31 protein-coding genes are annotated in these 26,248 nt (G+C 60.5%); 19 read left to right on the top strand and 12 right to left on the bottom strand.

Annotation, left to right across the window (positions count from 1 at the left end):
• Positions 1–133 precede the first annotated feature (133 nt).
• Together ssp4 and ACA046_RS07540 are read left to right on the top strand one after the other, a co-directional pair.
• Positions 134–1,048 (top strand): Ssp4 family T6SS effector, encoded by a 915-nt coding sequence (gene ssp4 / locus ACA046_RS07535; protein ID WP_497676205.1) that lies wholly within the window; start codon positions 134–136, stop codon positions 1,046–1,048.
• Positions 1,045–1,512: a hypothetical protein gene (locus ACA046_RS07540; RefSeq protein WP_497676206.1), complete on the top strand. Its 468-nt coding sequence runs from the start codon at positions 1,045–1,047 to the stop codon at positions 1,510–1,512. Before ssp4 ends, ACA046_RS07540 begins: the two co-directional genes overlap by 4 nt.
• A gap of 150 nt (positions 1,513–1,662) precedes the next feature.
• Here ACA046_RS07540 and ACA046_RS07545 read toward each other — a convergent pair whose 3' ends face one another.
• The 3 genes from ACA046_RS07545 to ACA046_RS07555 are packed head-to-tail and all read right to left on the bottom strand — an operon-like array spanning position 1,663 to position 3,699.
• Positions 1,663–2,502 carry a cache domain-containing protein gene (locus ACA046_RS07545; RefSeq protein WP_497676207.1) on the bottom strand — a complete coding sequence of 280 codons (840 nt, stop codon included), beginning with the start codon at positions 2,500–2,502 and terminating at the stop codon, positions 1,663–1,665.
• Positions 2,503–2,557: 55 nt separating this feature from the next.
• Entirely contained in the window at positions 2,558–3,028 is a 471-nt protein-coding gene (gene cynS, locus ACA046_RS07550; protein ID WP_076014821.1) for a cyanase, read from the bottom strand.
• A 29-nt stretch (positions 3,029–3,057) separates the two neighbouring features.
• A complete protein-coding gene (locus tag ACA046_RS07555; protein ID WP_459026777.1) occupies positions 3,058–3,699 on the bottom strand; it encodes a carbonic anhydrase in 642 nt (213 codons plus the stop codon).
• A 110-nt stretch (positions 3,700–3,809) separates the two neighbouring features.
• Here ACA046_RS07555 and cynR point away from each other — a divergent pair, with 110 nt between their 5' ends.
• Positions 3,810–4,676: a transcriptional regulator CynR gene (gene cynR, locus ACA046_RS07560; protein WP_459026779.1), complete on the top strand. Its 867-nt coding sequence runs from the start codon at positions 3,810–3,812 to the stop codon at positions 4,674–4,676.
• Here cynR and ACA046_RS07565 read toward each other — a convergent pair.
• The gene (locus tag ACA046_RS07565) at positions 4,651–5,427 is read right to left on the bottom strand and encodes a transporter substrate-binding domain-containing protein (protein WP_497676208.1); all 777 of its coding nucleotides are present in this window, start codon (positions 5,425–5,427) and stop codon (positions 4,651–4,653) included. The genes cynR and ACA046_RS07565 overlap by 26 nt on opposite strands.
• 386 nt (positions 5,428–5,813) lie before the next feature.
• On the opposite strand from ACA046_RS07565, the gene ACA046_RS07570 reads away from it, so the two are divergent.
• The 5 genes from ACA046_RS07570 to ACA046_RS07590 all read left to right on the top strand — a co-directional run bounded on the left by ACA046_RS07570 (position 5,814) and on the right by ACA046_RS07590 (position 10,578).
• Positions 5,814–7,187, top strand: a complete 1,374-nt coding sequence (locus ACA046_RS07570) for a glutamine synthetase family protein (RefSeq protein WP_459026783.1) — start codon at positions 5,814–5,816, stop codon at positions 7,185–7,187.
• A gap of 144 nt (positions 7,188–7,331) precedes the next feature.
• Positions 7,332–7,982, top strand: a complete 651-nt coding sequence (locus ACA046_RS07575) for a class I SAM-dependent methyltransferase (RefSeq protein WP_497676209.1) — start codon at positions 7,332–7,334, stop codon at positions 7,980–7,982.
• 122 nt (positions 7,983–8,104) lie between these two features.
• On the top strand, positions 8,105–9,238 hold the full coding sequence (gene rnd / locus ACA046_RS07580) for a ribonuclease D (protein WP_063032544.1): 1,134 nt from the start codon (positions 8,105–8,107) through the stop codon (positions 9,236–9,238).
• Positions 9,235–9,528 carry a YcgL domain-containing protein gene (locus ACA046_RS07585; protein ID WP_003210667.1) on the top strand — a complete coding sequence of 98 codons (294 nt, stop codon included), beginning with the start codon at positions 9,235–9,237 and terminating at the stop codon, positions 9,526–9,528. Before rnd ends, ACA046_RS07585 begins: the two co-directional genes overlap by 4 nt.
• Before the next feature lie 117 nt (positions 9,529–9,645).
• Positions 9,646–10,578, top strand: coding sequence for a D-2-hydroxyacid dehydrogenase (locus ACA046_RS07590; protein ID WP_497676210.1), 933 nt, complete (start codon positions 9,646–9,648; stop codon positions 10,576–10,578).
• A 36-nt stretch (positions 10,579–10,614) separates the two neighbouring features.
• Here ACA046_RS07590 and ACA046_RS07595 read toward each other — a convergent pair whose 3' ends face one another.
• Entirely contained in the window at positions 10,615–11,208 is a 594-nt protein-coding gene (locus tag ACA046_RS07595; RefSeq protein WP_459026791.1) for a nitroreductase family protein, read from the bottom strand.
• A 153-nt stretch (positions 11,209–11,361) separates the two neighbouring features.
• Between ACA046_RS07595 and ACA046_RS07600 the strand changes: the two genes are divergently transcribed.
• Positions 11,362–11,811 carry a YcgN family cysteine cluster protein gene (locus tag ACA046_RS07600; RefSeq protein ID WP_459026793.1) on the top strand — a complete coding sequence of 150 codons (450 nt, stop codon included), beginning with the start codon at positions 11,362–11,364 and terminating at the stop codon, positions 11,809–11,811.
• A 12-nt stretch (positions 11,812–11,823) separates the two neighbouring features.
• Positions 11,824–13,062, top strand: a complete 1,239-nt coding sequence (locus tag ACA046_RS07605) for a hypothetical protein (RefSeq protein ID WP_497676211.1) — start codon at positions 11,824–11,826, stop codon at positions 13,060–13,062.
• Between the two features lie 106 nt (positions 13,063–13,168).
• On the opposite strand, the gene ACA046_RS07610 is transcribed toward ACA046_RS07605, so the two are convergent.
• From ACA046_RS07610 to ACA046_RS07620, 3 genes are all read right to left on the bottom strand, one after another.
• Positions 13,169–13,519 (bottom strand): YgaP family membrane protein, encoded by a 351-nt coding sequence (locus tag ACA046_RS07610; protein ID WP_497676212.1) that lies wholly within the window; start codon positions 13,517–13,519, stop codon positions 13,169–13,171.
• 69 nt (positions 13,520–13,588) lie between these two features.
• Positions 13,589–14,056: an RNA methyltransferase gene (locus ACA046_RS07615; protein ID WP_167662725.1), complete on the bottom strand. Its 468-nt coding sequence runs from the start codon at positions 14,054–14,056 to the stop codon at positions 13,589–13,591.
• A gap of 163 nt (positions 14,057–14,219) precedes the next feature.
• Positions 14,220–14,594: a YajD family HNH nuclease gene (locus ACA046_RS07620; RefSeq protein ID WP_003210675.1), complete on the bottom strand. Its 375-nt coding sequence runs from the start codon at positions 14,592–14,594 to the stop codon at positions 14,220–14,222.
• 150 nt (positions 14,595–14,744) lie between these two features.
• Here ACA046_RS07620 and ACA046_RS07625 point away from each other — a divergent pair, with 150 nt between their 5' ends.
• Together ACA046_RS07625 and rarD are read left to right on the top strand one after the other, a co-directional pair.
• Positions 14,745–15,659: a ParB/Srx family N-terminal domain-containing protein gene (locus tag ACA046_RS07625; protein WP_497676213.1), complete on the top strand. Its 915-nt coding sequence runs from the start codon at positions 14,745–14,747 to the stop codon at positions 15,657–15,659.
• Positions 15,660–16,218: 559 nt separating this feature from the next.
• A complete protein-coding gene (gene rarD / locus ACA046_RS07630) occupies positions 16,219–17,103 on the top strand; it encodes an EamA family transporter RarD (protein WP_258344222.1) in 885 nt (294 codons plus the stop codon).
• Positions 17,104–17,125: 22 nt separating this feature from the next.
• Here rarD and ACA046_RS07635 read toward each other — a convergent pair whose 3' ends face one another.
• Complete coding sequence (locus ACA046_RS07635; protein ID WP_497676214.1) at positions 17,126–17,812, bottom strand: spermidine synthase; 687 nt, start codon at positions 17,810–17,812, stop codon at positions 17,126–17,128.
• Positions 17,813–17,890: 78 nt separating this feature from the next.
• Between ACA046_RS07635 and ACA046_RS07640 the strand changes: the two genes are divergently transcribed.
• Positions 17,891–18,178: a hypothetical protein gene (locus ACA046_RS07640; RefSeq protein WP_017479183.1), complete on the top strand. Its 288-nt coding sequence runs from the start codon at positions 17,891–17,893 to the stop codon at positions 18,176–18,178.
• On the opposite strand, the gene ACA046_RS07645 is transcribed toward ACA046_RS07640, so the two are convergent.
• The gene (locus ACA046_RS07645) at positions 18,175–18,648 is read right to left on the bottom strand and encodes a cyclic nucleotide-binding domain-containing protein (protein ID WP_076014807.1); all 474 of its coding nucleotides are present in this window, start codon (positions 18,646–18,648) and stop codon (positions 18,175–18,177) included. The two genes, ACA046_RS07640 and ACA046_RS07645, sit on opposite strands and share 4 nt — an antisense overlap.
• A gap of 84 nt (positions 18,649–18,732) precedes the next feature.
• A complete protein-coding gene (locus ACA046_RS07650; RefSeq protein WP_497676215.1) occupies positions 18,733–20,787 on the bottom strand; it encodes a S9 family peptidase in 2,055 nt (684 codons plus the stop codon).
• A 21-nt stretch (positions 20,788–20,808) separates the two neighbouring features.
• Between ACA046_RS07650 and ACA046_RS07655 the strand changes: the two genes are divergently transcribed.
• Genes ACA046_RS07655 through ACA046_RS07665 form a run of 3 tightly spaced genes read left to right on the top strand, consistent with a single transcriptional unit; the run spans position 20,809 to position 22,715 of the window.
• Positions 20,809–21,354: an MFS transporter gene (locus ACA046_RS07655; RefSeq protein WP_459026803.1), complete on the top strand. Its 546-nt coding sequence runs from the start codon at positions 20,809–20,811 to the stop codon at positions 21,352–21,354.
• 30 nt (positions 21,355–21,384) lie between these two features.
• Positions 21,385–22,161, top strand: a complete 777-nt coding sequence (locus ACA046_RS07660; RefSeq protein WP_003210683.1) for a class II glutamine amidotransferase — start codon at positions 21,385–21,387, stop codon at positions 22,159–22,161.
• 11 nt (positions 22,162–22,172) lie between these two features.
• A complete protein-coding gene (locus ACA046_RS07665) occupies positions 22,173–22,715 on the top strand; it encodes a DUF2937 family protein (RefSeq protein WP_017479178.1) in 543 nt (180 codons plus the stop codon).
• Between the two features lie 6 nt (positions 22,716–22,721).
• Here ACA046_RS07665 and ACA046_RS07670 read toward each other — a convergent pair whose 3' ends face one another.
• Complete coding sequence (locus ACA046_RS07670) at positions 22,722–23,651, bottom strand: LysR family transcriptional regulator (RefSeq protein WP_497676216.1); 930 nt, start codon at positions 23,649–23,651, stop codon at positions 22,722–22,724.
• Positions 23,652–23,827: 176 nt separating this feature from the next.
• Here ACA046_RS07670 and ACA046_RS07675 point away from each other — a divergent pair, with 176 nt between their 5' ends.
• From ACA046_RS07675 to ACA046_RS07685, 3 genes are read left to right on the top strand one after another with little or no spacing between them, the layout of a single operon-like run.
• Positions 23,828–24,571, top strand: a complete 744-nt coding sequence (locus tag ACA046_RS07675; protein ID WP_497676217.1) for a 5-oxoprolinase subunit PxpA — start codon at positions 23,828–23,830, stop codon at positions 24,569–24,571.
• Positions 24,568–25,272, top strand: coding sequence for a 5-oxoprolinase subunit B family protein (locus ACA046_RS07680; RefSeq protein ID WP_459026810.1), 705 nt, complete (start codon positions 24,568–24,570; stop codon positions 25,270–25,272). The genes ACA046_RS07675 and ACA046_RS07680 overlap by 4 nt, the downstream gene beginning before the upstream one ends.
• Positions 25,269–26,192, top strand: coding sequence for a 5-oxoprolinase subunit C family protein (locus ACA046_RS07685; RefSeq protein WP_459026812.1), 924 nt, complete (start codon positions 25,269–25,271; stop codon positions 26,190–26,192). Before ACA046_RS07680 ends, ACA046_RS07685 begins: the two co-directional genes overlap by 4 nt.
• The last annotated feature ends 56 nt before the right edge of the window (positions 26,193–26,248 follow it).

Raw genomic sequence — 26,248 nt, forward strand, 5'->3', positions numbered from 1 at the left:
TAATTCGGATATTGCCCACAAGACCGTGGGAAGTGATCAGGAAGTGCCTGTCTGGAAAAGAGGAGTTTTCCGACATTCTTCGAGGGGATTGAATCTTTACGCTCTGCGCTCTTTAAGACCAAGGAGTAAACGGATGACTTCCAGCTTACTGAAAGACGGCTTTCCCAGTGCCCATCTCACTACCCGGCAGCGGGTGGAAAGCAGTATCGACGTGCGCCGTCTGTTTGCTGCCATCGACGCCGATCCCGCCATTGTCGGGGCCGGGGTGGTGTATCTCGACGGGAATTTGCGGGCGGTTGTATTGCGTGAGTTCCAGCCGATTTGCAGCATCGTGCCGAAGAAGGTGATTTTGCGTGAGGCACCGCGCTCTGTCGGGAGAGTGGAGTTTATTCGGCGGCTGGAGCATGAGCCGCGGGAATCGCAGGTGGTGTTTGAGTTGCTGAATACGGCATTGGCCTGTACGGCTGCCTTGATTAGTTGGAGGGTCGCCATCAGTGGAACGTCACTGATCCCGTTCAGTGCTGGTGCCTCGGGCGTGGTGACTGCGATTGGTGTTTCAGCTGGACTGGCAAGTGGCGTTCAATGTCTTAACGGGTTTGTTCGGGTTCGTAACGAACTTTTTAATTCTGCCCAGAATAATTATTTGGACAGTGATGAGTGGTACCAGGCTGTAACAGCTGGTCTGGATGCAGCTTCATTGTTAGGCGCTGGAGTGACGTCAATGGCAACCATTCGACTCGTTACTGTGCTCAGAAAAACCACCGGCAAGAGTTTGCGCCAGGTGCTTAAAGGTTTGAATCGCCAAGAACGGGTAAGGCTTACCAACGAGCTGCTGAGCATCAATCGGCCGGAAATGACGCGAAAATTGATCAAGTTAAAGCAAAGGATGGGAGATATGCCTAAGCGCTACTCATCTGCTGAAATCCGGCAAGGGACTATCGCTCAAATTCAAGATGCTATTGGCGCTGCATTAGGTGTTGCGGGCAGTGCGATGTCTGGGAACATCCGCACTATTGCGGTTGGGCTTTACGAGGAGGTTTCAGAGTGATCCATCTGACGCCTTTGGAGCCATTTTTGAAACGCTACTTTCCTATCTTTATGGCCGCTATTTTTTGCGGTTTTCTGGGGGGCTCCGCAGTAGTTTTCCTGATAGAACATTACTATCTGCGCTTGGCGCCTTTGGTGTTGCGGACATCATTTGATGAGAGCGCTGCTGCTTTGCTGGCCTGCATTATCACCCTCTGCAATTTTATGATGATGTACGGGCGGCCTCAGTGGGTGTGGGGTATGGTCGTTTTTTTTGTGGCGTGCCTGCTCATAGCTCTGCCGGCCATCCAATTTTCCCTGTCCCCATTTTTATATGCAGAAAGTCTATTTTGGCCGTTATTGGGCCTGCTGATACTTAACAGCAGGCGCCACCGGGAAATGCGTGGAGAGTTCCTCGAGCTTCGCTACAGGCGAAAACGGATCAGGGAAATACTCCGCCGTCGACAAAGGAAGTTTTCCGGCTGAAAAAAATCAGGACGTTACGATTAAAATGTGGGAGCGGGCTTGCTCGCGAATGCGGTGTATCAGCCAGCATGCTTATCAGCTGACAGACCGCATTCGCGAGCAAGCCCGCTCCCACATTCGATTGCGTTACAGCATTTAAATAGGTGACCTTCACGGGCTGTAATACCCCACAGCCACCATGAAATGCCCGGTTTTGCGCAAGTACGCATGCTTGTTCTCAACCTTCCCCGTCACCGGATTCTTCCAGCGATACTGGTACTCCCCCTGATCCTGCTCCGCCATCACCGCCAGTATCGGCTCACCCACCGGCTTCCCGTCGGGATCCTTGATCTTGCTGAAATCCGTATTCACCAACCGCGGATTCGTCCCATGGGCCACATAGCGCCGGGTATCAAGATCAACCACAAACACATACAAATCGTCCTGCAGAAAACCACCCTGCATGTCGTTGATCGCCTTAAGCGTCCCAACCGGGTCCTTCTCCAGCGCCTTGACGGCTTTGTTTCGCAGGGCTTTGGCATGTTCCGGCGTCGCCCGCGGCAGGTAGTAGCCGACGGCCAGAATCCGCTGCCCAACACGCTGGTAATACACATGCTTGCGCTCAACCTTACCGTCATTCCAATTCTGCCAACGGTAATCGGCCTGCTGAATACCGCTGCCCTCAGGCACCCCCAACGCATCCTTGAACGACTTGTTCAAATCCGGCCCCAGTACCTCGGAAACATTGCGCCCGATCAACGCAGAAGAGGGCCCGCCACTCGCCAGCAGCACGCCCTTGGTGTTGACCACGAATACATAGCGGTCCTGATCGACGAATTCACCCTGGCGGCTGAACGCCGCAAAAGCCTTGTCACCATTCGTCTGGTAATACGCCAAGGCCTTTTCCAGCAAGGCCTTGGCGGCTTGGGCATCCGCCTCCTCAGCGGTGGCGGCGTGCACCTGGCCAAAACACAACAGCAGCAGCCAGGTGGCTCGGAGCATTGCCTTCATTACCCGTCCCTCGTTCTTGTTGGTGTGCCAAGAGCGTAGACGGTTTACCGGCCAATCAGAACGGTTTGGTCGGCAGGTATTTGCCATCCAGGGTGATCACCGCGCGGGAGCCGCCGTCCGGGTCTTCGACCTTCTTGATGTCCAGCTTGAAGTTGATCGCGCTGATGATGCCGTCGCCAAACTGCTCGTGCACCAGGGCCTTGAGGGTCGAACCGTAGACCTGCAGCATTTCATAGAAGCGGTACATGGTCGGGTCCGTCGGCACACCGCCGGGGAAGCTGCCACGCAGGGGCACGGTTTGCAGCAGGCGGCTGGCGTCCTGGTCGAGACCGAGCTTTTCGCAGACCACATCGGCAGCGTCTTTCGGCAGTGGATGCTGGCCGAGCAGGGCGGCGGTGACGAACGCCAGGCTCAGGCCGGTGCCGTCGGTGAGGTCCTGCCACGACAGGTTCTTGCGCGCCTTGATGTCGATGACGGTGTCGGCCAGGGCCAGGCGTGGGGATTGGGCGAATTGGGATTGCAACATGATGATTTCCTCTTGGGGTTGAATAAGGTTCAAGCCGCGTGGGCGCGGGTGGTCGGGTGGTCGAGCAGGGACACGAAGCGCCCGCTGCGGCCATCCAGGGCGTCGATGCCGCCGCTTTCAATATCGTAGACCCAGCCGTGCAGGCTCAGCCGGCCTTGTTCCAGGGCCAGGGCCACGCAAGGGTGGGTCTTGAGATTAGCCAACTGGGCGATCACGTTTTCCCTCACCAGCGAGTTCAGCCGGTCGGCGTCGGAGGCGTGAGTGCGGGCGGCGTTGATCACCTTGGCCGACTCGGCGTGGCGCAGCCAGTTGGCCACGGCAGGCAAGTGGTCGAGGCATTTGCAGGTGGAAATGGCGGTCATGGCGCCGCAGTCGGAGTGGCCGCAGATCACGATGTCGCTGACGCCGAGAACGGCTACTGCGTATTCGACGGTGGCCGACACGCCGCCGGGCTCTGGTCCGTAGGATGGCACGATGTTGCCGGCGTTACGGATTACAAACAGGTCGCCAGGCTCCTGCTGGGTTAACAGCTCCGGGACTACGCGGCTGTCGGAACAGGACACGAACAGCGTGCCGGGGTTTTGGGTGGTCGCCAGGTGTTTGAACAGATCGCTGCGTTGAGTGAAGGCTTCACCCTGGAACTTGCGAAAGCCGTCGATGAGGTCTTGCATGGTGGTTCTCCTTGCGTCGCTGATGGGGCAAGGATGGAAGTTTTCAGCTATAGCGTCCAAGACCGGCTTATTATGGTTTCTATAAGTCATGCCTATAGTTGGAGCCATTCATGTTGCTGCGTCATATCCGCTACCTGCTGGCCGTCGCCGAGCACCGTAATTTCACTCGGGCGGCCGAGGCGCTGCATGTGTCGCAGCCGACCTTGTCGCAGCAGATCAAGCAACTGGAAGATACCTTGGGCGCGCCGCTGCTGGATCGCTCCGGCAGAAGCGTCAGCCTGACCGACGCGGGCGAGGCTTATGTGCGGTTTGCGCGCCTGGCGTTGCAGGATCTGCAGGCCGGCAACCGCGCCATGCATGACGTGCAGGACTTGAGTCGTGGCAGCTTGCGCCTGGCGATGACGCCGACCTTTACCGCTTACCTGATCGGGCCGTTGCTGGCCCGATTTAACGGGCTGTATCCGGGAATTACAGTGAGTGTCGAGGAACTGACCCAGGACCGCATGGAGGCAGCGCTGACGGAAGATTTGCTGGATATCGGCATCGGTTTTACCGGCGAGCATTTGCCGGATATCGAGTGTGAAGGAGTGTTCGTCGAGGCGTTGAGTGTGGTGGTGAGTTCTGGCCATGCTGATATCGGCCAACAGTCGTGGCTTCAGCAACCGCTGGTGTTGCTGAACTCAGGCTTCGCCACGCGCCGCTATATCGATGAATATTTTCGCAGTCAGGCGGTGAAACCTCTGATTGCCATGGAGGCCAATTCCATCAGCGCGATTATCGAAATCGTACGGAACACCCGGTTGGCGACCATCCTGCCCAGTGCGATTGCCCAGGTACAACCGGGGTTGCAGGCGGTGCCGCTAAGCCCGCCGTTGCCGCAACGCACGGCGGCGTTGCTCAGTCGCAAGGGAGGCTATCGCAGCGCCGCGTGCAGGGCGTTTGTCGATCTGGTCAGGGCGCAGCCAACCACTGATTGATGATGCCGTCATACACGCCGGTCACCGTGCTCAAGTGCAGCCACTGGTCCACATAACTCTTCCATGCCACGTCATCGCGAGGCAGTAAAAAGGCTTTCTCGCTGTATTGCATGTAGCGCTCGGGGTTCACCGCACACAGCCCAGGCTTGAGTTTTTGCTGATACCGGGCTTCGCTGGCGTCGGTGATCATCACGTCGGCCTTGTTGGCCAGCAGCTCTTCGAAAATCGTCACGTTGTCCGGGAACAACGTCAGCTGTGCCTTACCCAAGTGCGCCCGTGCAAACACCTCATTGGTACCGCCCGAAGGCTCGATCACCCGAACCTGCGGCTGGTTGATCTGCTCCACTGTCTGATAGCGCTGCACATCGGCGCAGCGCACCAGCGGGATCTTGCCGTCGACGCCCAATGGCTGGCTGAAAAATGCCTTTTTCTGCCGTTCGAGGGACACCGAAATACCACCCACCGCAATATCACAGCGCTGGGCCAGGAAGTCCGGCATCAGGGTTTTCCAGGTGGTCGGCACCCACTTCACCTGCACCCCAAGGCTCTTGGCCAGGGATTGGGCCATGGCAATGTCGATGCCTTCATAGCTGCCGTCCGGGCGCAGATAGGTGTAGGGCTTGTAGTCGCCGGTGGTGCAGACGGTCATTTCACCGCGTTGCAGCACTTCATCCAGGCGCGACACGGGGCTGTCGGCCAGGGCCTGGGCGGACAGGCCGGCCAGCAGGGAAAGGGTCAGCAAAGCTTTCATGCGGTCGGGTCCTTGGGCATGAGCAGGGACGCCATTATTTGCAAATGTTTAGCCACGGCACAACCAAACTCCGTCAAGACTGGATTTAACGGCTTAACCTCGCGTGTGAGGCTGCCCGGCATCTCTTTACTGTGATTTGCGCATGGACGGTTCCCCCGGCACACACCCTGAGACATCGCCAGGCGCTACCGCGTCCAGCCGTCCGGACCGTCGTCGGATCACCGCTGATGCGCTTCCCTCCGAACTCGCCTTCTGGGCGCTGTGGCACTGCCGCCACGCGCGCCCACCGGACACCTTTCTCCTACGTTGATTTGCCCCATGGATGCCCCGCGCATCTGCCCGGCAGCGCCTGTGCGCCTGCCTGACGCGAACGTATGAGAATGCCCATGAGCACGCCCTTTGCCACCCTGCACGAAGCCCAATCCTTTCTTGAACAGAACCCGGATATCGAGATGTTCGAACTGTTCATCCTCGATAACAACGGCGTGCCCCGCGGCAAGCTGTTGCACCGCGATGAGCTGCTGGCGGTCTATGAAAGTGGCCGTCCGCTGCCGAGTACGATCCTCGGCCTGACCATCAATGGCGACGACGTGGAGAACTCCGGGCTGGTCTGGGAAGTCGGCGATATTGACTGCCGCGCCTACCCGGTCAGCGGCAGTTTGCAGCGCATGCCCTGGCGGCTGATCCCGACGGCGGCGGTGCAAGTCAGCATGCACCCCACCGAAGGCATGCCCGCCACCGTGGCCGATCCCCGGCACTTGCTGGCCAAGGTGATTGACGACCTCAAGGCCGACGGCTATTACCCGGTGATGGCGGCGGAGCTGGAGTTTTATTTGCTTGACCAGAAACCCGACAGCAACGGCCGCCCGCAACCGGCGCGGGATGTCGATGGCGGCCGACCGCGCTCGACCCAGGTCTACGGCCTGCGGGAGCTGGAGCAGATCGAACCGTTTCTCGCTGACCTCTACAGCGCCTGCAAACTCCAGGGCATCCCGGCGCGTACGGCGATTTCCGAATACGCCCCGGGCCAGGTTGAAATCACCCTGGAACATCGCAGCGATGCCCTGCAAGCCATGGACGAGGCGGTGCGTTACAAACGGCTGGTCAAGGGCGTGGCCCACAAGCACGGGATGACCGCGTGTTTCATGGCCAAGCCTTTCGATGATCTGGCCGGCACTGGCATGCACATGCACGTCAGCCTGGCGGACCGCGACGGCAATAACCTGTTTGCCAGCGAAGCCCCCGACGGCACGCCGCTGTTGCGCCATGCGGTGGGCGGCATGCTCAGCACCTTGCTCGACTCGTTGCTGATGTTCTGCCCCAACGCCAACTCCTATCGGCGTTTCCAGACCAACAGCTACGCGCCGCTGGCCGCCACCTGGGGTGTGGACAACCGCACCGTCACACTGCGGGTGCCCGGCGGACCGGCGTTTTCCCGGCATATCGAACACCGCATCTGCGGCGCCGACGCCAATCCGTACCTTGCGGCGGCGGCGATTCTGGCCGGTATCCATCGGGGTATCCGCGAACAGCGCGACCCCGGCGCGCCGGTGGAAGGCAACGGTTACGCCCAGGCCAAGGAGTTGTTGCCCACCGATTGGCTGACCACCTTGCGCGCACTCGAAGGTTCGACCTGGGCGCGGGAAGCGTTTGGCGGCGAATTCCTCGGCGTGTACCTGGCGGTCAAGCGGGCCGAGTACCGCCAGTTCATGGGCGAAGTGGGCGAACAGGACTGGCGCTGGTATTTGCACCAGGCCTGAAGATGAAGCCCTGATCACAGACAGTTAACAGACAGGCTGTGCGCTGGATACTGGCTCGGTACGAACGGCGAACAATCCTTCGACCTTTTTTTCACGAGTCAGTGGTTAAGCTGCGAATGTCTGATCCATTAACAGAGTCGTGTGATGCCGTCGCAACCGCCGTCTTCCATCGAGATTGAATTTGCCGAACGCACAGGCCAGGAGCATGCCCGGGTCTGCGCCGACACGCGCCCTCCGGGTTTACTGCGGCGCCTGGGGTTTTGGCGCGATGAGCAGTTGGTGCGCCGTGCGCTGAAAATCGCCGGCGAGCCGGGGCTGATTCTTGACCTGGCGTGCGGCACGGGGCGGTTTTGGCCGGTACTGGCCGAGCACACCAATCGGGTGATCCTCGCGTCGGACAACTCCCAGGACATGCTCGACCACGCCCGTACCCACCACGCGCCTGCCTTGCTCAAGCGGATCAAGACCTTCCAGGGCTCGGCGTTTTCCATCGGCCTGTCGGCCAACGCGGTGGACTGCATTTTTTGCATGGAGTTGTTTCGTCATGTGCCGACGGCCGAAGGGCGCCTGGCGCTGCTCGGTGAATTTCACCGGGTGAGTCGCGACACGGTGATCGTCTCGGTCAACAGTGACAGCGGCTATCGAGCGTTGCAGCCCGCCGGGACGCCAGTCGCCAGCCACCGGGCTCAAGTGGAAGCCGAGTTTCGCCAGGCCGGTTTCAAGGTCCTCACTCAACAGGAATTCATGCCCGGTTCGGCCATGTGGCGGGCCTATGTCCTGCGTAAGAGAGGATAAGTACCGACTGTCGGACTATTCTTCAGCTCCTGTAAGAGTTTTCATGGCGGATGCTGTACTGCGAATGCTCGCAACTCCCTTTCGCGATATATACTGCGCGCCATTCTTCAAGGGAGAGCCGTGTGGCCATCGATATTCACTGGATCTGCGACAACGATAGCCTCGGCCAGCACTGCGCCGAATGGCAGCAGTTGCCATTCGTCGCCCTCGACACCGAATTCATGCGGGTCGACACCTTTTATCCCATTGCCGGGCTGATCCAGATCGGTGATGGCGTTCGCGCTTACCTGATCGACCCCCTGACCATCGACAATTGGCAACCCTTGGCCGCCTTGCTGGAAAATCCGGCAGTGATCAAGGTGGTGCACGCCTGCAGCGAAGACCTGGAAGTGTTGCTGCGCCTGACCGGCAGCTTGCCGGTGCCGTTGTTCGACACCCAACTGGCGGCGGCGTATTTGAACCTCGGTTTCTCCATGGGCTATTCGCGGTTGGTGCAAGCCGTCCTCGATATCGACCTGCCCAAGGGTGAAACCCGTTCGGACTGGCTGCAGCGGCCATTGTCCGAGACGCAAATCAGCTACGCCGCCGAAGACGCAGTGCACCTGGCGGAAGTCTACACACGCCTGCGCCCGAAGCTTTCCGACGACAAATACGCCTGGGTCCTGGAAGACGGTGCCGAGTTGGTGGCCAACCTGCGCCGCGAAGTCGACCCGTACGAGGTCTATCGCGACGCCAAGCTGGCCTGGAAACTGTCGCGTGCCCAGCTCGCGGTATTGCGCGAACTGTGCGCCTGGCGCGAGCAGCAAGCCCGTGCCCGGGACTTGCCGCGCAACCGGATCATTCGTGAACACTCGTTATGGCCCCTGGCCAAATCCCAGCCGGATAACCTCGCCGCGCTGGGCAAGATCGAAGACATGCACCCGCGCACGGTGCGCCAGGACGGCGAGTTCCTGCTGGGCCTGATCAAACGTGCCGGCAGCGTACCCATGGACCAGTGGCCGCCGGCGGTTGCCGAGCCATTGCCGGTGGACGCCGCCACGCTGATCAAGCAACTGCGCGCCCTTGGCCAGGCCGAGGCTGAACGCCTGGACATGGCGCCGGAACTGATGCTGCGCAAGAAAACCCTCGAAGCCCTGGTCAAGAGTGGCTACCCCGAGGGGCCTTACCAATTGCCAGATTCGCTGCGTGGCTGGCGCCGCGAATTGATGGGCCAGGCGCTGCTGGACAGCCTGGCCACTGCCGGAGAACAGCCTTGAAACGTATCTGCTCCATCTATCGCAGCCTCAAACGAAACGAGATGTACCTCTACGTGCTGAAAAGCGATGCACTGGAGCGCGTGCCGGAAAGTCTGCTGGCCGCTTTCGGCAAACCGCACCACGCCTTTGACCTGGTGCTGAGCCCGGAGCGCAAGCTGTCCCGCGAGGACATCACCGTGGTTCTGGAGAACCTCGAGAAGCAGGGCTACCACCTGCAAATGCCGCCGGCCGAGGACGAGTACATCGAACACTTGCCCGAAGAGCTGCTGCGACGTAATGACCCGATGTGATCGGTCAGTGCCCCGTCCGGGGCACATTCATCAATGGAATTCAATTTTTGGCGGCGGCCGCAAGGGACAGTGAAGTGGACCGGCGGCCGCCTGCAGTGTTTTTGAAAGGTTTGAACCATGCGCGTTCTGATTGCTGAACACGATCACCCGCTGTACGCCCGTCTGCTGCGCGAAGCGGCGCCGGACCTTGAGGTCATGACCAGCGGCGACTCCGCTGAATTGTCGCGCCTGGCGGCCGACTGCCCGGTGTGGCTGGGCCAGCCGGATCTCCTGGCCACCTTGTTGCGCCAGGGCCATCAGCCACAATGGCTGCAATCGACCTGGGCAGGCATCACGCCGCTGCTGGCTGAAGGCCTGCCCCGGGATTATCGCCTGACCCGCGCCGTAGGCATTTTTGGCCAGGTGATGGCCGAATACGTGCTGACCTACATGCTCGGTCATGAGCGTGAAGTGCTGGCGCGCCTGGTCAGCCAGGTCGAGCGCAAGTGGGATAACCGCATGGGCCAGAGCCTGGCGGGGCGCAAGGTGCTGATCGTGGGTACGGGTGATATCGGCCGTAGCGTTGCGCAGTTCCTGCAGCCGTTTGGTGTTGAGTTGTATGGCATCGCCAGCGAAGCCCGTGAGCAGGCGCCGTTTATCGAAGTCGCCGGGCTGGAAGAGTTGCCGCGCCTGGTGGGCGAGGTGGACTACGTGGTCAACCTGCTGCCCAACACGCCGAACACCCATGATTTGTACAATGCGGCGTTGTTCAAACAGTTCAAGCCGACCGGGTTGTTTATCAACGTCGGGCGCGGTGTGGCGGTGGTCGATGCGGACCTGGTGGAAGCCTTGAAGGAAGGCCATCTGGCGGGCGCGGTGATTGACGTTTGCCGGCAAGAACCATTGCCACAGCGCCATCCGTTCTGGACCGCCTGGGGCTTGCTGCTCACCGGCCACAGCTCGGCGCCGACTTCGCCGGGGATGATGGTGCAGTTGTTTGTCGAAAATTTACGGGCGTACCAGGCGCAGGAAACGTTGCGCGGTGAAGTGAGTTTCGAGCGCGGTTACTGATAGCGCGGGAGCCGGGAAGCCGGCTCCCGCATTGCCTTACAGGTTGAAATCCCCTTCCGATACCAACTCGTTCAACGGCTTGCGCGGGCTCGGGGTTTCCCGGGCTTGCAGGTAATCGGCCAGGGTCGATTTGTCACCCAGCTTGCCAATCGCCACGGCGGCGTGCAGGGCGTAACCTTCAGGAATCTTCAATTCCTTGCGGGTCAGTTCCTGGTCGAAACCGGCCATGCCGTGGGTGTGCCAGCCGCTGAGGCTCGCTTGCAGCGCCAGGTGGCCCCAGGCCGAACCGGTATCAAAGGTGTGCCACAGGGCCGGGGTTTCTTCGGTGGCGCCCGGTACCAGGAAGTCGGTTTTCGACGCTACGATTACCAGTGCCGAGGCATGCTGCGCCCAGCCACGGTTGAATTCGTTCAGCAGGCCCAGGAAACGTTCCCAGTTCGGCGTGTCGCGGCGCGCGTAGAGAAAGCGCCACGGCTGCGAGTTGTACGCCGATGGCGACCAGCGCGCGGCTTCGAAGAAGCTCAGCAGGGTGTCCACCGGGATGCTTTCGCCGGTAAAGGCGCGCGGTGACCAGCGGTCGGTAAATTGTGGGTGGATCGGGTAGTCGGCGACGCGTGGGTTGCTGCTCATTGGGCTGATCCTGATGAAAAACCGGGGTTCAAAACTACTTCGCCGCCGGGTGGCTGACAAGTCTTGTTCTACCGGCAGTCGTAAGCGCTTGGCCCCGGGGCCCATGGGCACTAGACTGGCGGCCTTTTAACATACCGATACTGATGTAGAGCCATGGCCGCTAAAGTCGAACCTTTCTGGATCCGCAAAACCCTCGAACAACTCGACCAGGATGAGTGGGAGTCGTTGTGCGACGGCTGCGGCCTGTGCTGTCTGCAAAAGCTCGAGGATGAAGACGACAACAGCGTCTATTACACGCGCATCGCCTGCAAACTCCTGGACCTGAAAACCTGCCAGTGCACCGATTACCCCAACCGCCGGGACTCGGTGCCCGATTGCATCCAGCTCACCCCGGGCCAGGCCGACCAGTTCAAATGGCTGCCGCCTACCTGTGGTTACCGGCTGGTCAGCGAGCGCAAGGAGCTACCGCTTTGGCACCACTTGGTTTGCGGTGATCGCGAAGTCGTGCACCAGCAACGCATATCCCAGTCCGGGCGCATGCTCAGCGAAGGCAGCGTGCCCGAGGATGACTGGGAGGATTACCTGATTTTCCGTGCGGGCTGAAAAGGAGTGTGTATGACGGTTGGAGCCAAGCTGGCGGCAAGCCTGCTGTTGCTCGCATTGAGTACGTCGGCGTGGGCTGCGAAGAAAGTCGACCTGGACTATCACGTCAAGCTGCTGCCCCAAAGTGATCAGGCAGAGGTGCGCTTGAGCCTGTCTCAGGGCTCTGCTGTGCGCAGCCTCAACTTCGACCTGGGTCGCGACGGCGACTACAGCGACTTCAAGGCCGATGGTCAATGGCAGGTGTTGCCCGGCAATACGCCGGGTGACAGCCGTGGCCTGTGGCAGCCCGGCGCCGACAAGGCCAGCCTGACCTACCGTGTACGCCTGACCCACGCACGCAAGAAGGGCGTTTACGAAGCACGCATGAGCCCGAGCTGGGCGCTGTTTCGCGGCGAAGACCTGGTGCCCGCCGCACGCCTGGATCAACAGGACGGCATTGAGCTGGTGTCGCGCCTGATGTTTGAACTGCCCGCCGGCTGGAAAAGCGTCGAGACGTCCTGGCCGCGTATCGGCAAGAATAAATTTCGCATCGATAACGTTTCCCGCCTGTTTGACCGGCCTACCGGCTGGATGCTCGCCGGCAACCTGGGCAGCCGCCGGATGCGCCTGGGGGAAACCGAGATCACCGTGGCTTCACCTAAAGGTCAGGGTATGCACCGCATGGATGTGCTGACCTTGCTGACGTTTGTCTGGCCCCAAGTACAAGCGGCGTTCCCACGGCACCCGGCAAAACTGCTGGTAGTAGGCGCCAGTGACCCAATGCGGCGTGGTGCTTACTCGGCGCGGGACTCGATCTACCTCAACAGCCGTACACCGCTGGTCAGTGAAAACGGCAGCAGCCCGTTGATCCGTGAAGTGGTGCAGGCCATCGGTCGCTTCAACGACCATCAAGGCAGCGATTGGATCAGCGAGGGCTTGGCGCAGTATTACGCCATTGAGCTGATGCGCCGTGCGGGTGGCATCAGTGACGATCGTTACGCCGCGATACAGGCCCGGCTGGCCAAGGAAGGCAAGGACGTGACCACCCTGCGGGTCGAGCACGCCAACGGCGCGACGGTGTCACGGGCGGTGGTGCTGTTGCAGGAACTGGACCGCGAGATTCGTGTGAAAACCCACAACAAACGCTCGCTGGATGATCTGACTCAGGCGGTGATGCGCTTGAACAGCATCAGCACAAAGGAGTTTGTGCAGTTGGGCGAGAGCATTATTGGCGAGTCGTCGGTAGTACTCGATACCAAACTGCTGCACTGAAACCAATGTGGGAGCGGGCTTGCTCGCGAAAGCGGTGTGTCAGAAACACTTTCGGTGACTGACACTCCGCTTTCGCGAGCAAGCCCGCTCCCACATTTGATCGAGGTTAACCCGTGGTTTTGGTCGCTTTTTCGGCCGCCACTTCTGCCTTGGTCTTGAGGTTTTTCAATTCCTCACCGGCGCGTTCGATCTTGGTCCGCACGGTGTTCATCTCCTGGCGGCTGCGCTCCAGCAACTCTTTCGCCGAGCTGTGCCCGCTGATTCCGCGCGCCAGCGCCACGCCGCCAATCGCTACTTGGATCAAACCGAAAAAGCCGCCACGGCGCAGGCCTTTGCCCATCATCACTATACCGCCAGCCAGGGAGCCGATGCGTTCCCAGCCCTGGACGTTTTGCGTGGGCTGGCTCTCGAACGGCGTGGACCGGATAACGGGTCGCAGGGTTTTGCTGTCGCTCATGATCTGTCTCCAACAAAGGCTTATTGATATGCAACTGACTGCACACAGGCCTCGGACGTTCCCAAAAAATCAGTACTTGGGACCCGAACGGGTGTTGTTGCCCTTGGCCAAGCGGTCGTAGAGCACCACGTTGACGGTGGCGGCGAGGTTCATGCAGCCGGTGGTCGGGATGTAGATCACGTCTTCACACCAGTCGCGAATCTCTTTATCCAGGGAGCCGTCTTCCGGCCCGAAGATATACAGCGCGCGGTCCGGGTGGGTGTACTCGGGGAGAGGGCGTGCGCCTTCCACCAGCTCGACGGCGACGGGGATGCAGCCCAGGGGCAGGATCTTTTTCAGGTCGTCGATACCGATCAGCGGAATGTCGTGGTGGACCTTCTTGGTGTCGGTAATAAAGTCCCGGGCCCGCTCATAGCGCTTGCCGGTGTAGAACACCGAGGCCACGCCGTAGCAGCCGGCGGCGCGCATCACCGAACCGACGTTTTCGGGGGATTTGGGGTTGTACAGACCGATGCAACTGTAGCGTTTAGTGCCCACGGGAAAGGGTGCCTTCGAGAAAAGCCGCAATTATACGGCCTCGGGCTAATGTATTGCTTGGGCGATCGCTATCGCGGGCAAGCCCGGCTCCCACATTTGGAATGCATTCCCCTGTGGGAGACGGGCTTGCCCGCGATGGGGCCGTCACATTCAGCGAAGATACTCAGTCGTCTTTCTTCATCAGCCCGGCCAGCGCCGCAAACGGGTTGTGGGTCGCCTTGGCAATCGTCGGGCTGCTGGTGGAGCCTTCGCCGAAATACTGCTGGTCGGTATAACGCGAGTGTTCGTTGTCGTGGCAATACAAGCACAGCAACTCCCAGTTGGAGCCGTCCTGGGGGTTGTCGTCATGGTTGTGGTTGCGGTGGTGTACGGTCAGTTCGCTCAGGCGCTTGCCGGCGAATTCGCGGGCGCAGCGGCCACACACGTGGGGGTACATCTTCAGGGCTTTGTCGCGGTAGCCCATTTCCCGGTCACGCTGGGCATCGGCGAGGATGCGGTCCAGCTTGGCGGTGTGGGAGGGCGGGTTGGTCGAGCTCATCATGGCTCCTGTCTTTTAGTGGATCACGGATAGCGTTGATTCTAGCTGCTTGCGGGGCAATAAACCTCCGGCTTTTTCAGCTGCAGTACGCGCAGGTGTCGGGGGATTGTTTGTAGTATCGGTGAACTGAATTCATAAGGAGCGGTACCCATGCGGATGCATACAGGATGGTGGGCGTTGCTGTTATTCGCCGTCAGCGTTCAAGCCCAGGCGTTATCCACGCCCAAGCCGGGCCAGGTGATTGATGTGGCACTGGAACAACTTCATCCGACCCAGGCGGTCATCGGCTTTGATCAGATCCATTACAAGCTGGGGGTGTTCGCCGAATCACCCAAGTTGGTGTTCGACGAATATTGCGAAACCAATGGCCAGGGCGGCACCAAAAAGGTTCCCAAGGATGCGAACCTGCAGAATCCCGACAGCTTCACCTGCAAAGAGCCGGTGGGCACTCATCCGGCGGACATGAAAACCGTGGTGGTCGGTCCCGCAGGCCAGTTGTACCTGACTGACGGTCACCACAGTTTCAGCACTTTGTGGGAGCAGCCGGGCGCCGGGCCGCAGTTGAAGATGTGGGTAAGGGTGACGGACGATTTCAGTAATAGCCCGGACATGGCAACCTTCTGGAAACGCATGGAACAAGGCCACAAGGTCTGGCTCAAGGACCGCAACGGCCAAGCCATAACGCCTGCGCAACTTCCCGCGCACTTGGGCTTCAAGAACCTGAGTGACGATTCCTTCCGCAGCCTGGTGTACTTCGCCCGCAAGGCGTCCTATGGCAAACCGAATTCGGGCGCGGTCGTGCCAGAGTTTCTGGAGTTTTATTGGGGCAACTGGCTGCGGCCGCTGATTGACCTGCGCGCCTTCAACCTGAACAAGCAGGGCGGGTATCAGGATGCGATCGAAGCGGTCGCCCAGCGCATGGTCAGCCTGGCGCCGGATGCGCCGGTGGGAGACAGCGGCTTCAACGCCCGGCAACTCGGCGGTTTCACCACGCTGAATCGCAAAGAACTGAAGAGTACCTTCGAAAAGAAAGTGCCCTACGTTATCGACAGTAGAAGCAAATAGTTGGCGGCTGGCGGGGGCGGCCTTGTGTCGCTTCTGCAAAGTGTATAGCGGCTAAATATACAGTAATGGTCGACCTGATATCGATATAAATGCAGTTAATTAGTTGAAATCTAAAAATAGTTAGAGCGGGCAAGAAAGTAGTGGACTAACGTTGGCAGCTTCTTTAGTGTGGCGTCTCCTGGCCCACTGTCAGGTATTCAATGGCCCAGGTCTTTCCTGGCAACTGTTAGTTTCCCGTAAATCGGGATTTCCCTTCACGATATCAGCCCCTGTGGCTGACGTTGTGGCGTTTCAAATCAGAGGCGCTCGTCCAGAGCGTGCTGCTTCCAATGACCGAAACCGGGTTGGTTGAAGAGTCTGATGATCGTCTTGCAAATAATAAAAAAATCGACGAATTAACCTGTTCTCGTAAGTTTATAACTTAGGGCTTATGTCTTCATGAGTTATAAATTTGTGGTGCCTGTTAATAAGTTCTGATCTTCATCTCGCTCCTATTCGCACTGCGTGAATATAACGACCGGCTTCAATTTAAAACATGCAATTTTTTGTAGAGGCTGTTGTGTCTAAAGGTGTTGTTCTGGCGGTTTCCGCTTCCTTCCTGTTTGGTGTGCTGTATTTCTTTACCTCCCTTCTTGAGCCCTTGAATGGTCAGCAGATATTTGGCTGGCGAATGCTCATTTCGTTGCCCTTCATGACGTTGCTGCTGGTCGTCTCCGGGGACTGGAAGTGGGTGCCGCTGATCTACAAACGGCTGCGGGAGAAACCCGCGCTGCTGCCCTGTGTCGTGGTCACCAGTGCGCTGGTGGGGGTGCAGTTGTGGATATTCATGTGGGCGCCCCTCAATGGCCACGGCCTGGATGTGTCGCTGGGCTATTTCCTGTTACCGCTGACCATGGTCATCACTGGCCGCATCGTTTACGGCGAACGCCTTTCACATCTGCAAAAGATAGCCGCAGCGCTGGCGGCGGTGGGCGTGGCCAATGAGTTGTACCGCACGGGCGGGTTCTCCTGGACCACGTTGGTGGTGTGCGTGGGTTATCCAATGTATTTCGTGCTGCGTCGGCGTTGCGGCACCGACAACCTGGGCGGGCTGTGGCTGGACATGATGCTGATGATCCCGGTCGCACTGTGGTTCGGCCTGGGTGGCGAGCCGATCAGCGAGACCCTGGCGCAACGCCCGGCGCTCTATTGGCTGGTGCCACTGATGGGATTGGTCAGCGCAGCGGCGGGTTATTCCTACATCATGGCCAGCCGGCTGTTGCCGTTCAGCCTGTTCGGTTTGCTCAGTTACGCAGAGCCGGTGCTGCTGGTGGCTGTGTCGCTGATGCTGGGAGACGCCCTCAAGCCGGGCCAGTGGATGACCTACCTGCCGATCTGGCTGGCGGTGGTTGTGTTGGTGCTGGAAGGCTTGAGGCATTTGAATCGACTGCGCCGGTCGATCTGACGGCAACCCACGCAGTTAATGCTTAGCCCTTGAGCTTTTCAGCAATCCAGATGGTATGCCGCGTGCCCTTGTTGCCATGGGCAAACACCTGCACTTCCTCGGCCTTGAAGCCGGCCTTACGCAGTTTGTCGCTGAACTGTTTGTCGGCGCTGGCCGACCACGCGGCCAGCACGCCCTTGGGGCGCAGGGCCTTGGCGCAGGCGCTGAGGCCGCCAGCGGAATACAGCCAACTGTTGGCTTTTTGCGTCAGGCCTTCGGGGCCGTTGTCGACGTCCAGCATGATCGCATCAAAGCCCTGGGGCTCGGCCTGCAGCACCTTGGCCACGTCTTCCAGGCGGATCACGGTGCGCGGGTCCAGCAGCGGGCGGCCGGACTTTTCCCCCAGCGGCCCGCGATTCCATTCCACTACGCCAGGCACTAACTCGGCGACCACCACTTCGGCAGTCTTGCCCAAATGCTTGAGCGCCGCCGCCAGGGTAAAGCCCATGCCCAGGCCGCCAATCAACACCCTGGAGCCGGGCCGACCGGCGACCTTACGGCACGGAATCTCCGCCAGCGCATCCTCGGAACCGTGCATGCGCGTGTTCATCAACTGGCCACCGTCACCGCCCTGAATCTTGATGACAAAATCCTCACCGTATTCGAACAGGCACAAGGCACCGCCGTTGTCGGGGATCGGGGTGGTGTCCAGCAGAACAAAACGTTTCATGGAAATCTCATTGGGAAGGGCATTCTTGCGCGGTTGGGAGTAGCCTTACGACTTTACGGTCAGGCCATGGAGCCATCGATGAAGTGCAGCATTCTAACGGTCATTGTGTGGAGCGCGCTCGCCCTTGGCGGTGTGGCCCAGGCTCAGGAGTCGCAAACCGTACCGATTACCCCCGCGCCCACTGCGGGTTCGCCGGGTACTGCAACGCCCACACCGTACCCGCAAGTCACGCCACCGGCGACGCCAAAGGCGGCCGGCAGTGGTGAACCGTTGTTGGCGCCTATCGTGCTGCCCACGCCGCCGAAGGACCAGACAATCCCGGGCTTGCAGCAGAACGACATCAAGCCCAAGACCCCAGGCGGTTAAAACTGCTGGGACAGCAATTGCCCGTCCGCCATGCGCAGGCGCCTGGACAGGGCGATAGCAATCGCACGAATGATCTTGGCCGCGATTTTCGGTGCATCGTTGAGCATTTTTTCCAGGGAATCCTTGCCCAGGTTCAACAGCACGCAATCGCTGGCTGCCACACAGCTGGCGGACCGGCGCTCGCCATCCAGCACGGCCATCTCGCCGAAGGCCCGTCCACTGCGCAAGGTGGCGATGGTCAGCCGCTGACCTTCATGGTTGGTCTTCTGCACCGCCACCTGGCCTGAGTGGATGATGCACATGAAGGTGCCGGCGTCGCCCTCCAGGAATATCACTTCATCGCGGGCGATGGTGCTGATGTTGAAATAGCCCGCCGCTACGTGGAAGTCTTCCGGCAGCAACGGGTCGAACAGGCCGCAATCCATCAGCATGTCGCGGATTTCGTTATTGAGTAAGGTCGGTTCTGGCATGAGGCTTACAGTCTTCGTCCATAAATCGTGCAGGGCGCGCGCCCGGCGGTCAGGTGTTCAGACCCGCCCGCCAGGCGGAGTTCCTTAAATCAGCCCCAGCGCCTTGAAAACAAATGCATATTCGAGTGCTACGTCACGTAATCCCTGGTAACGCCCACTCATACCGCCATGGCCTGCGCCCAACTCGGTCTTGAGCAGCAGCAGGTTATCGTCGGTCTTGGTATCGCGCAGCTTGGCCACCCACTTGGCCGCTTCCCAATATTGCACGCGGCTGTCGTTGTAGCCGGCGATCACCAGCGTCGCAGGGTAAGCCTGGGCGCTGACGTTTTCGTACGGCGCGTAGGCCTTGATCCGCTCATACACCTCGGGCTCCTCAGGGTTACCCCATTCGTCGTACTCGGTGATGGTCAGCGGCAATTCAGGGTCGAGCATGGTGTTGAGCACGTCGACGAACGGCACTTCGGCAATCGCCGCCTGGAACAGCTCCGGGCGCTGATTGAGCACTGCGCCAATCAACAGGCCGCCGGCGCTGCCGCCGCTGATCGCCAGTTGCTTGGAGGTAGTCAGGCCCTGGGCGATCAGGTGTTCGGCGCAGGCGATAAAGTCGCTGAAGGTGTTTTGCTTGTGCTCCTGCTTGCCGGCGCGGTACCAGGCTTCGCCCAGTTCGCCGCCGCCGCGCACATGGGCAATGGCGAAGGCCACGCCACGGTCCAGCAGGCTCAGGCGGGCGTGGGAGAACCACGGGTCGAGGCTCTGGCCATACGCGCCATAGCCGTACAGGTAGAGCGGCGTTGGCTTACCCAACTGGTCGCGTCGGACTACAAGGCTGATCGGCACCTGAGTGCCATCCGCCGACGTCGCCCACAACCGTTGGCTGACGTAGTCGTCGGCGTTGAACACGCCCAGCACCGGGGTTTCCTTGAGCACTTGTTGTGCGCCGCTGGCCAGTTCCAGCTGACGGACCTGGGCCGGGCGGTTCAAGGCTTCATAACGCAGGCGGATCTTGTCGCTGACAAATTCCAGACTGTTTTGCACATAGAGGCTGTAGGCCGCATCCGGTAATTCCACCCGATAAGCGGCCTGGCCTTGTGGGCGCACTTCGATGATCGGCAAACCACCGATCCGCAAACTCAGGGTCATGGCCCGGGCATTGAGGCTCACGCCATCCAGCATTACTGCGTCGTCGTGGGGGATCAGGTTCTGCCAGTCGTCCTGGGTCGGCACGCTGCCGGTGTCGGCGGCCTGGAACAGGGCGAAGTTGATGCCGTCGCGGTTGCTACGGATAAACCAGGTCCACTGGTCGTCCAGCTTGCCGTGGTCGACGTCATATTCATGGCCTTCGACCCGTGGTGCCAGGCAGGTAAACGCCTGCTGCGGCTGCTCGGCGTCCAGGGCCCAGATCTCGCTGGTGGTTTTGCTGCCCAGGGCCAGCAGCAACTGGCGCTCGGAGCTTGAGCGGTAGCAGTGCAGGAAGAAACGGCCGTCGGGCTCGTGGAACACTTCTTCGGCGGCGGTACCGTCCAGGCGATAGCGATACAGCTTGTGCGGGCGGTGGGTGTCGTCCAGTTCAGTGAAGAACAGGGTCAGGCTGTCGTTGGCCCAGGTCATGCTGCCGTCGCAATCTTCGAACTCCAGTTCGCTGACCTTGCCGGTGGCCAATTCCTTCACGTAGAGGGTGTAAATCTCTTCGCCGTTGGTGTCCAGGCTGTAGGCCAGGCGCTGGTGGTCCGGGCTGATGCTGAAGGCACCAAGGGAGAAAAAGCCGCCATTGGCCAGTACGTTCGGGTCGAGCAGCAGCTCTTCCGCGCTTTCGTCGACCTGTTGGCTGTCATCCGCCGGGCGCGGGCAGCGGTAGTGGCGGGCGTACTCGTCGCCGGCGGTGGTGCGGGTGTAATACAGGTACGGGCCCCAAGGCGAGGGCAGGGACAGGTCGGTTTCGAGGATGCGGCCCTTGATCTCTTCGAACAGGGTCTCGCGCAGCGCCTGCTGGTCGGACAGTTGAGCGTCTTGCCAGGCATTTTCCGCCTTGAGGTAATCGAGCACCTCGGCGCTGTCACGCGCTTGCAGCCAGGCGTACGGGTCGGTGCCTGGGGCCTTGCGGGCGATCGGGGCGGCAGTGATGTGGGTCGCTGGGGGCATGGATCACTCTCTGTCTGGCGGTTGACCGACGGCATTGCAGCCTCGGCACTGAAAAGCCGTTATCATAGCGGCCTGTTTGCCTACCTTGCCATGGACACCATGACCGAGAACGACTATCTGATCGCTTGGGGCCTCTACGCCTTCGCAGCCCTGGGTTGCCTGCTGGTGTGGTTTGCCATGACCCGCTGGATGTGGCGCTGGCTGCGCGAGCCGCTGCGGTTGCTGATGGCGGTGCTGCTGTTCAGCCCGACCATTGTCGACCCGGTGAAGACCCAGTTCGCCCCGGCCGTGGCCATCACCGCCCTGGACCTGGTGCTCAAGGTCGGCAACAACGCCTGGCGGGCGATTTCCGATCTGTTCATGTACTCCATGATCGCGTTTGGCGTGTACCTGGTGTTTGTGCTGATCCGCTGGCCCATCGAGCGTGCCTCCAGGGCCCGCCGTGAGCAGAAGGCCGCCGCTGCGGCAGCCGCTGCCGCCGAGCCGGATGACGACGAACCCTTCGCCGATGAGCGATACGGTCGCCCGGCCCCTGTCAGCGGTATGCGGGTCGAACCGCGCCTTTAACGTTGTACGCCCTGTATCGAGAAGCCTGGCATGTGTGAATTATTGGGCATGAGTGCCAACGTACCGACCGATATCGTCTTCAGCTTTACCGGGCTGATGCAGCGCGGCGGACGGACCGGCCCCCACCGCGACGGTTGGGGCATTGCCTTCTACGAAGGCCGCGGCCTGCGGTTGTTCCAGGACCCGGCGGCCAGCAGCGAATCGGAAGTCGCGCTGCTGGTGCAGCGTTATCCCATCAAGAGTGAAGTGGTGATTGGCCATATCCGCCAGGCCAATGTCGGCAAGGTGTGCCTGTCCAATACCCACCCGTTCGTGCGTGAACTGTGGGGCCGTAACTGGTGCTTCGCGCATAACGGCCAACTGGCGGACTTCAACCCCCGCGCCACGTTCTACCGCCCGGTGGGCGATACCGACAGCGAAGCGGCGTTCTGCGATTTGCTCAACCGTGTCCGCGAAGCGTTTCCGGAACCGGTGGACATCGAACAGGTGCTGCCGGACCTGATTGCCGCCTGCAGCGAATACCGCAGCAAGGGCGTGTTCAATTGCCTGCTCAGCGACGGTGACTGGCTGTTCTGCTATTGCTCGACCAAACTGGCACAGATCACCCGGCGTGCACCGTTTGGCCCCGCGCGGTTGAAAGATGTCGACGTTATCGTCGATTTTCAGGCCGAAACCACGCCTAATGATGTGGTGACGGTGATTGCCACCGAACCCCTGACCGAAAACGAGACCTGGACCCGCTACGAACCGGGCCAGTGGAGCCTGTGGCGACGCGGCGAATGTGTCAGCCAGGGCAAAACGGAATAAGGACGTCGAATATGTTGCTCAGCTATTTGCGACTGGTGTTGTTTGCCGTGGGTCTGTTGGTCGGTGTGCAGGTGCCGGGGTTTATCAGTGACTACGCCAAGCGCGTCGAAGCCCACCTGATCGAGGCCCAGACCGGCCTGCGTGGCTTTGATGCCACGGCGCAGCAGTTCTTCAACGGTGACTTGCAGGCGCTGGTGGCCCACTACCGTGCCAGTGACGACCCGGTGTTTCGCAGCGATGCCAACAGCCTGGGCACGTTGCTCGACCGCCAGGTGGCGTTGGATAAACAGTTCCAGGCGATGCAGGGCCCGTGGTACATCCGCGCGCTGCAAGTGGCCGTGGCCGCCGACCCGGCGATTCGCCAGGAAACCTGGAACGGCTACAGCTACATGTTGTTGCTGACCCCGGAAGCCATGGGCTGGGGCCTGGGCGGTGCGATGCTGCTGTCGTTTGGCCTGGAATGCCTGTTCCGCCTGATCGACTGGGTGGTGTTGGGCGGCAAGCGCCTGCGCCAGAGCCGGCCGATTGAAGAGCGGGACTTGAAGGGGCTGTAAGGCCGATCACCCTCCGGTCGAGGATTTGCTCAACACCATCAAGTCCTCGCCCACCTTCTGCGCGTACTGCTCCACCACGCTCTGGCACAGCGCCACAATCTCCTCCACCAATTCCACGCCTATTCGCCACGACACCACCACCTGCAGGTTCGGCGGTCGTTGTTCCATGGGCAGCATGGTCAATTCTCCTCGTGCCAGCTCTTCGCTGACCAATACGGGCGGGAACGCACCAATCCCGAACCCGTCCCGCAGCAGGCGGGTGATCGCTGACACCGAGTTCACACAGTTCATCCGTGGGGCGGATACGCCATTAGCCTGCATCAGGCTGAGCACGTCCTGGTGCGGACAGGAGTTTTTCGAGTAGGTGATGATGCGCTCCTGGGCCAGTTCGGCGAGGGATGCGTAGTCGCGGTTGTAGATCGAGTGGCTGGCGACGATCCAGCCCATGGGGTGGCTGGCCAGTTCCAGGCTGCGCAAGGTTTCCTGACGCAGCAGGTCGGTTTGCAGGATCAGGTCGAGAAATCCTTTTTGCAGCTGATCGCTGAGGTTCAGCGCGGTATCGGCGACCAACTCGATTTCTACCCGCGGAAAGTTGTCCGTCAGTTCTGCCACCAGCGCGCTCAGCCAGGTGTGGATCACCGTGTCCATCACGCCGATGCGGATGCGCCCGACCTTGCTGCTAGTGGTTTCCAGGGACTGCTTGAGCCCTTGCATGGTCGCCATCATCTGCTCGGCATAATCGAGCACCTTCAAGCCTTCCGGCGTCAGGCTCACACCTCGGGAATCGCGCAGGAACAGCTTCACCCCCAACTCGCTTTCCAACACGGCGATGCGGCTGGAGATCGAGGCCTGGGTAGTGAACAGCTTCTCTGCCGTGAGACGAAAGCTCTTGAGCTTGGCCACCCAGACGAAGGTTTCGAGGAACTTCAAATTCATGGGATCAACTTTTCTTATGCATGGATTGTTTTTTATTAGTTGGACGCAGCGTGCCGCAACCGCCAAAAATCGAGCTGTCTCACGATAAGCGTCGTTGGGGTTCGGGACAACATCATTGCGAGATCTTGGTAAAAGATCCCACACTACAAAAAAATAAAGCCTACAGGAGCCCTACCGTGAGCCGCCTGCTATTGAACTGCGACATCGGCGAAAGCTTTGGCAACTGGACCTTGGGTCTGGACGCCGAGGTCATGCCGTTCATTGACTGCGCCAACGTTGCCTGCGGTTTTCATGCGGGCGACCCGAGCATCATGCGCAAGACCGTCAGCCTGGCTTTCGAGCATGGCGTGCAGGTGGGTGCGCACCCGGCGTACCAGGACCTGGTGGGTTTCGGCCGCCGTTCCATGGCCTACACCCCGCAGGAAATCCAGGACCTGTTGCATTATCAGATTGGCGCCCTCGACGGCATTTGCCGGGCTCAGGGTGGGCGGGTCAGCTATGTCAAACCCCATGGTGCGATGTACAACGACATGATGGCCAAGCCGGCGCAATTGCGCGCGGTGGTCCAGGCCGTGGCGGCCTACGACGCCAGCCTGCCCTTGATGCTGATGGCCACCCGCGACAACAGCGCCGCCCAGGCCTTGGGTGACGAATATGGCGTGACCCTGTGGTTCGAAGCCTTCGCCGACCGTGCCTATGACAGCGCCGGGCATCTGGTCTCCCGCCAGTTGCCGGGCGCGGTACATCACGATCCGGAAAAGATCATCCAGCAAGCCTTGATCATTGCTCGCGGTGAGCACCTGGTCGCCAGCGACGGCAGCCCGTTGCACCTGCAGGCCAATACCTTGTGTGTACACGGCGATAACGCCAGCTCGGTGGCCGCCGTGCAGCGCATCCGCGAGGCGTTGACCCCAGCATGAAACCACGGATTGAAGTCGTAGCCATCGACAGCCTGATGGTGCGCCTGTTTGATGTGATCGCCGAAGACAACATGCCCTGGATGCTCGCCGCCACCCGCCGTTTGCGGGAAGGTTTTGGCCCGGCGCTGGTGGACCTGGTGCCGTCCTACACGACCCTGATGGTGCATTACGACCTGATGGCGCTGAGCCCGGCCCAGGCACGGGAGCTGATCGATCAGGCGCTTAAAGCACTGCAACCAGAGCCCAAGGGCAGCGGGCAATGCCATGTGTTGCCGGTCTGGTATGACTTGAGCGTCGGCCCCGAACTACCGTTGCTCGCGCAGCGCAGTGGGCTGGCGGTGGATGAGGTGATACGCCGCCATAGCCAGCACGAGTACCAGGTCTTCGCCTTGGGCTTTGCCCCGGGGTTTGCCTTTATGGGCCTGGTGGACGAACTGCTCGCAGCACCTCGGCTCAATACGCCGCGCAAGCGGGTGGCGGCGGGCAGCGTGGGGATCGCCGAGCGGCAGACGGCGGCCTATCCGGTGGTATCGCCGGGTGGCTGGAACCTGATCGGCCGCACACCGGCCAAGTTGTTTGATCGCGAACGCGACGGCTACAGCCTGATGCAGCCGGGGGACACCGTGCGTTACGAAGCGGTTAGCCATAGCGAATTCATCAACCTGGGTGGCGATGACACACCGTTGGAGGCCCAGGCATGAGCCGCTTGTTGATCGAGGCCAGCACCCCGCTGTGCCTGTTGCAGGACGCCGGACGTTTTGGTGTGAGGCATTTGGGCGTGACCCAGGGCGGCGCGCTGGATTGGGTGTCGATGTCGTGGGCCAATTGGTTGCTGGGCAACTCCCTGGATGCGCCTGTGGTGGAAATCACTTTGGGTGGTTTCACCGTGCAGGCCGAGGATTACTGCCTGCTGGCATTGGCCGGGGCGGACCTGGGCGCTTATGTCGATGAAAGAGCGATCATCCCGGGGCGCAGTTTTATTCTGCAAAAAGGCCAGCGATTGCGGTTTACCCAGCCGTTCAGCGGCGCGCGGGCTTACCTGGCAGCGCCGGGCGGGTTTGATGCGCCGCAGGTGCTGGGCAGTTGCGCCACGGTGGCGCGTGAAGAGCTGGGTGGGCTGGACGGCTTTGGCCGCGCGCTGGCGGAGGGCGGGCAACTGGCGTACTCAGGTGTGGGCGGCGCGATGCGGGAGTTGTCCGCCGGGCAATTGCCGAAACTGGATTCGAAGGCGCCACTGGAGGTCATCCTCGGGGCGCAGATCGGCCAGTTCGGCGGGCAGAGTCTGTTTGATGTATTCAACAGCGAATGGACCCTCGACAGCCGCGCCGACCGCATGGGTATGCGCCTGCTGGGTACGCCGCTGGAATATCAGGGGCCCTCGCTGATTTCGGAAGGCATCCCGCTTGGCGCGATCCAGGTGCCGCCGGACGGGCAGCCGATCGTGTTGCTCAATGACCGGCAGACCATTGGCGGTTATCCGCGACTGGGGGCGTTGACGCCATTGGCGCTGGCACGGCTGGCCCAGTGTTTGCCGGGGGAGAAAGTGAGGTTGGCGCCGGTGGTGCAGGAGACGGCGCATCGGCAGCAGGTGGAGTATTTACGCCGCTTCGCCAGAAACTAAAGGCCACCGCAGGACAAAGTGTGGGAGCGGGCTTGCTCGCGAAAGCGCAGTGTCAG

This window comes from Pseudomonas sp. LBUM1641 (assembly GCF_059716235.1).

What these genes read in the sequence shown, in the direction of transcription:
- ssp4 (WP_497676205.1), top strand. Translation starts at nt 134, where the DNA reads ATGACTTCCAGCTTACTGAAAGACGGCTTTCCCAGTGCCCATCTCACT.
- ACA046_RS07545 (WP_497676207.1), bottom strand. Translation starts at nt 2,502, where the DNA reads ATGAAGGCAATGCTCCGAGCCACCTGGCTGCTGCTGTTGTGTTTTGGC.
- cynS (WP_076014821.1), bottom strand. Translation starts at nt 3,028, where the DNA reads ATGTTGCAATCCCAATTCGCCCAATCCCCACGCCTGGCCCTGGCCGAC.
- ACA046_RS07555 (WP_459026777.1), bottom strand. Translation starts at nt 3,699, where the DNA reads ATGCAAGACCTCATCGACGGCTTTCGCAAGTTCCAGGGTGAAGCCTTC.
- cynR (WP_459026779.1), top strand. Translation starts at nt 3,810, where the DNA reads ATGTTGCTGCGTCATATCCGCTACCTGCTGGCCGTCGCCGAGCACCGT.
- ACA046_RS07565 (WP_497676208.1), bottom strand. Translation starts at nt 5,427, where the DNA reads ATGAAAGCTTTGCTGACCCTTTCCCTGCTGGCCGGCCTGTCCGCCCAG.
- ACA046_RS07570 (WP_459026783.1), top strand. Translation starts at nt 5,814, where the DNA reads ATGAGCACGCCCTTTGCCACCCTGCACGAAGCCCAATCCTTTCTTGAA.
- ACA046_RS07575 (WP_497676209.1), top strand. Translation starts at nt 7,332, where the DNA reads ATGCCGTCGCAACCGCCGTCTTCCATCGAGATTGAATTTGCCGAACGC.
- ACA046_RS07590 (WP_497676210.1), top strand. Translation starts at nt 9,646, where the DNA reads ATGCGCGTTCTGATTGCTGAACACGATCACCCGCTGTACGCCCGTCTG.
- ACA046_RS07595 (WP_459026791.1), bottom strand. Translation starts at nt 11,208, where the DNA reads ATGAGCAGCAACCCACGCGTCGCCGACTACCCGATCCACCCACAATTT.
- ACA046_RS07600 (WP_459026793.1), top strand. Translation starts at nt 11,362, where the DNA reads ATGGCCGCTAAAGTCGAACCTTTCTGGATCCGCAAAACCCTCGAACAA.
- ACA046_RS07605 (WP_497676211.1), top strand. Translation starts at nt 11,824, where the DNA reads ATGACGGTTGGAGCCAAGCTGGCGGCAAGCCTGCTGTTGCTCGCATTG.
- ACA046_RS07610 (WP_497676212.1), bottom strand. Translation starts at nt 13,519, where the DNA reads ATGAGCGACAGCAAAACCCTGCGACCCGTTATCCGGTCCACGCCGTTC.
- ACA046_RS07620 (WP_003210675.1), bottom strand. Translation starts at nt 14,594, where the DNA reads ATGAGCTCGACCAACCCGCCCTCCCACACCGCCAAGCTGGACCGCATC.
- ACA046_RS07625 (WP_497676213.1), top strand. Translation starts at nt 14,745, where the DNA reads ATGCGGATGCATACAGGATGGTGGGCGTTGCTGTTATTCGCCGTCAGC.
- ACA046_RS07635 (WP_497676214.1), bottom strand. Translation starts at nt 17,812, where the DNA reads ATGAAACGTTTTGTTCTGCTGGACACCACCCCGATCCCCGACAACGGC.
- ACA046_RS07640 (WP_017479183.1), top strand. Translation starts at nt 17,891, where the DNA reads ATGAAGTGCAGCATTCTAACGGTCATTGTGTGGAGCGCGCTCGCCCTT.
- ACA046_RS07645 (WP_076014807.1), bottom strand. Translation starts at nt 18,648, where the DNA reads ATGCCAGAACCGACCTTACTCAATAACGAAATCCGCGACATGCTGATG.
- ACA046_RS07650 (WP_497676215.1), bottom strand. Translation starts at nt 20,787, where the DNA reads ATGCCCCCAGCGACCCACATCACTGCCGCCCCGATCGCCCGCAAGGCC.
- ACA046_RS07660 (WP_003210683.1), top strand. Translation starts at nt 21,385, where the DNA reads ATGTGTGAATTATTGGGCATGAGTGCCAACGTACCGACCGATATCGTC.
- ACA046_RS07665 (WP_017479178.1), top strand. Translation starts at nt 22,173, where the DNA reads ATGTTGCTCAGCTATTTGCGACTGGTGTTGTTTGCCGTGGGTCTGTTG.
- ACA046_RS07670 (WP_497676216.1), bottom strand. Translation starts at nt 23,651, where the DNA reads ATGAATTTGAAGTTCCTCGAAACCTTCGTCTGGGTGGCCAAGCTCAAG.
- ACA046_RS07680 (WP_459026810.1), top strand. Translation starts at nt 24,568, where the DNA reads ATGAAACCACGGATTGAAGTCGTAGCCATCGACAGCCTGATGGTGCGC.
- ACA046_RS07685 (WP_459026812.1), top strand. Translation starts at nt 25,269, where the DNA reads ATGAGCCGCTTGTTGATCGAGGCCAGCACCCCGCTGTGCCTGTTGCAG.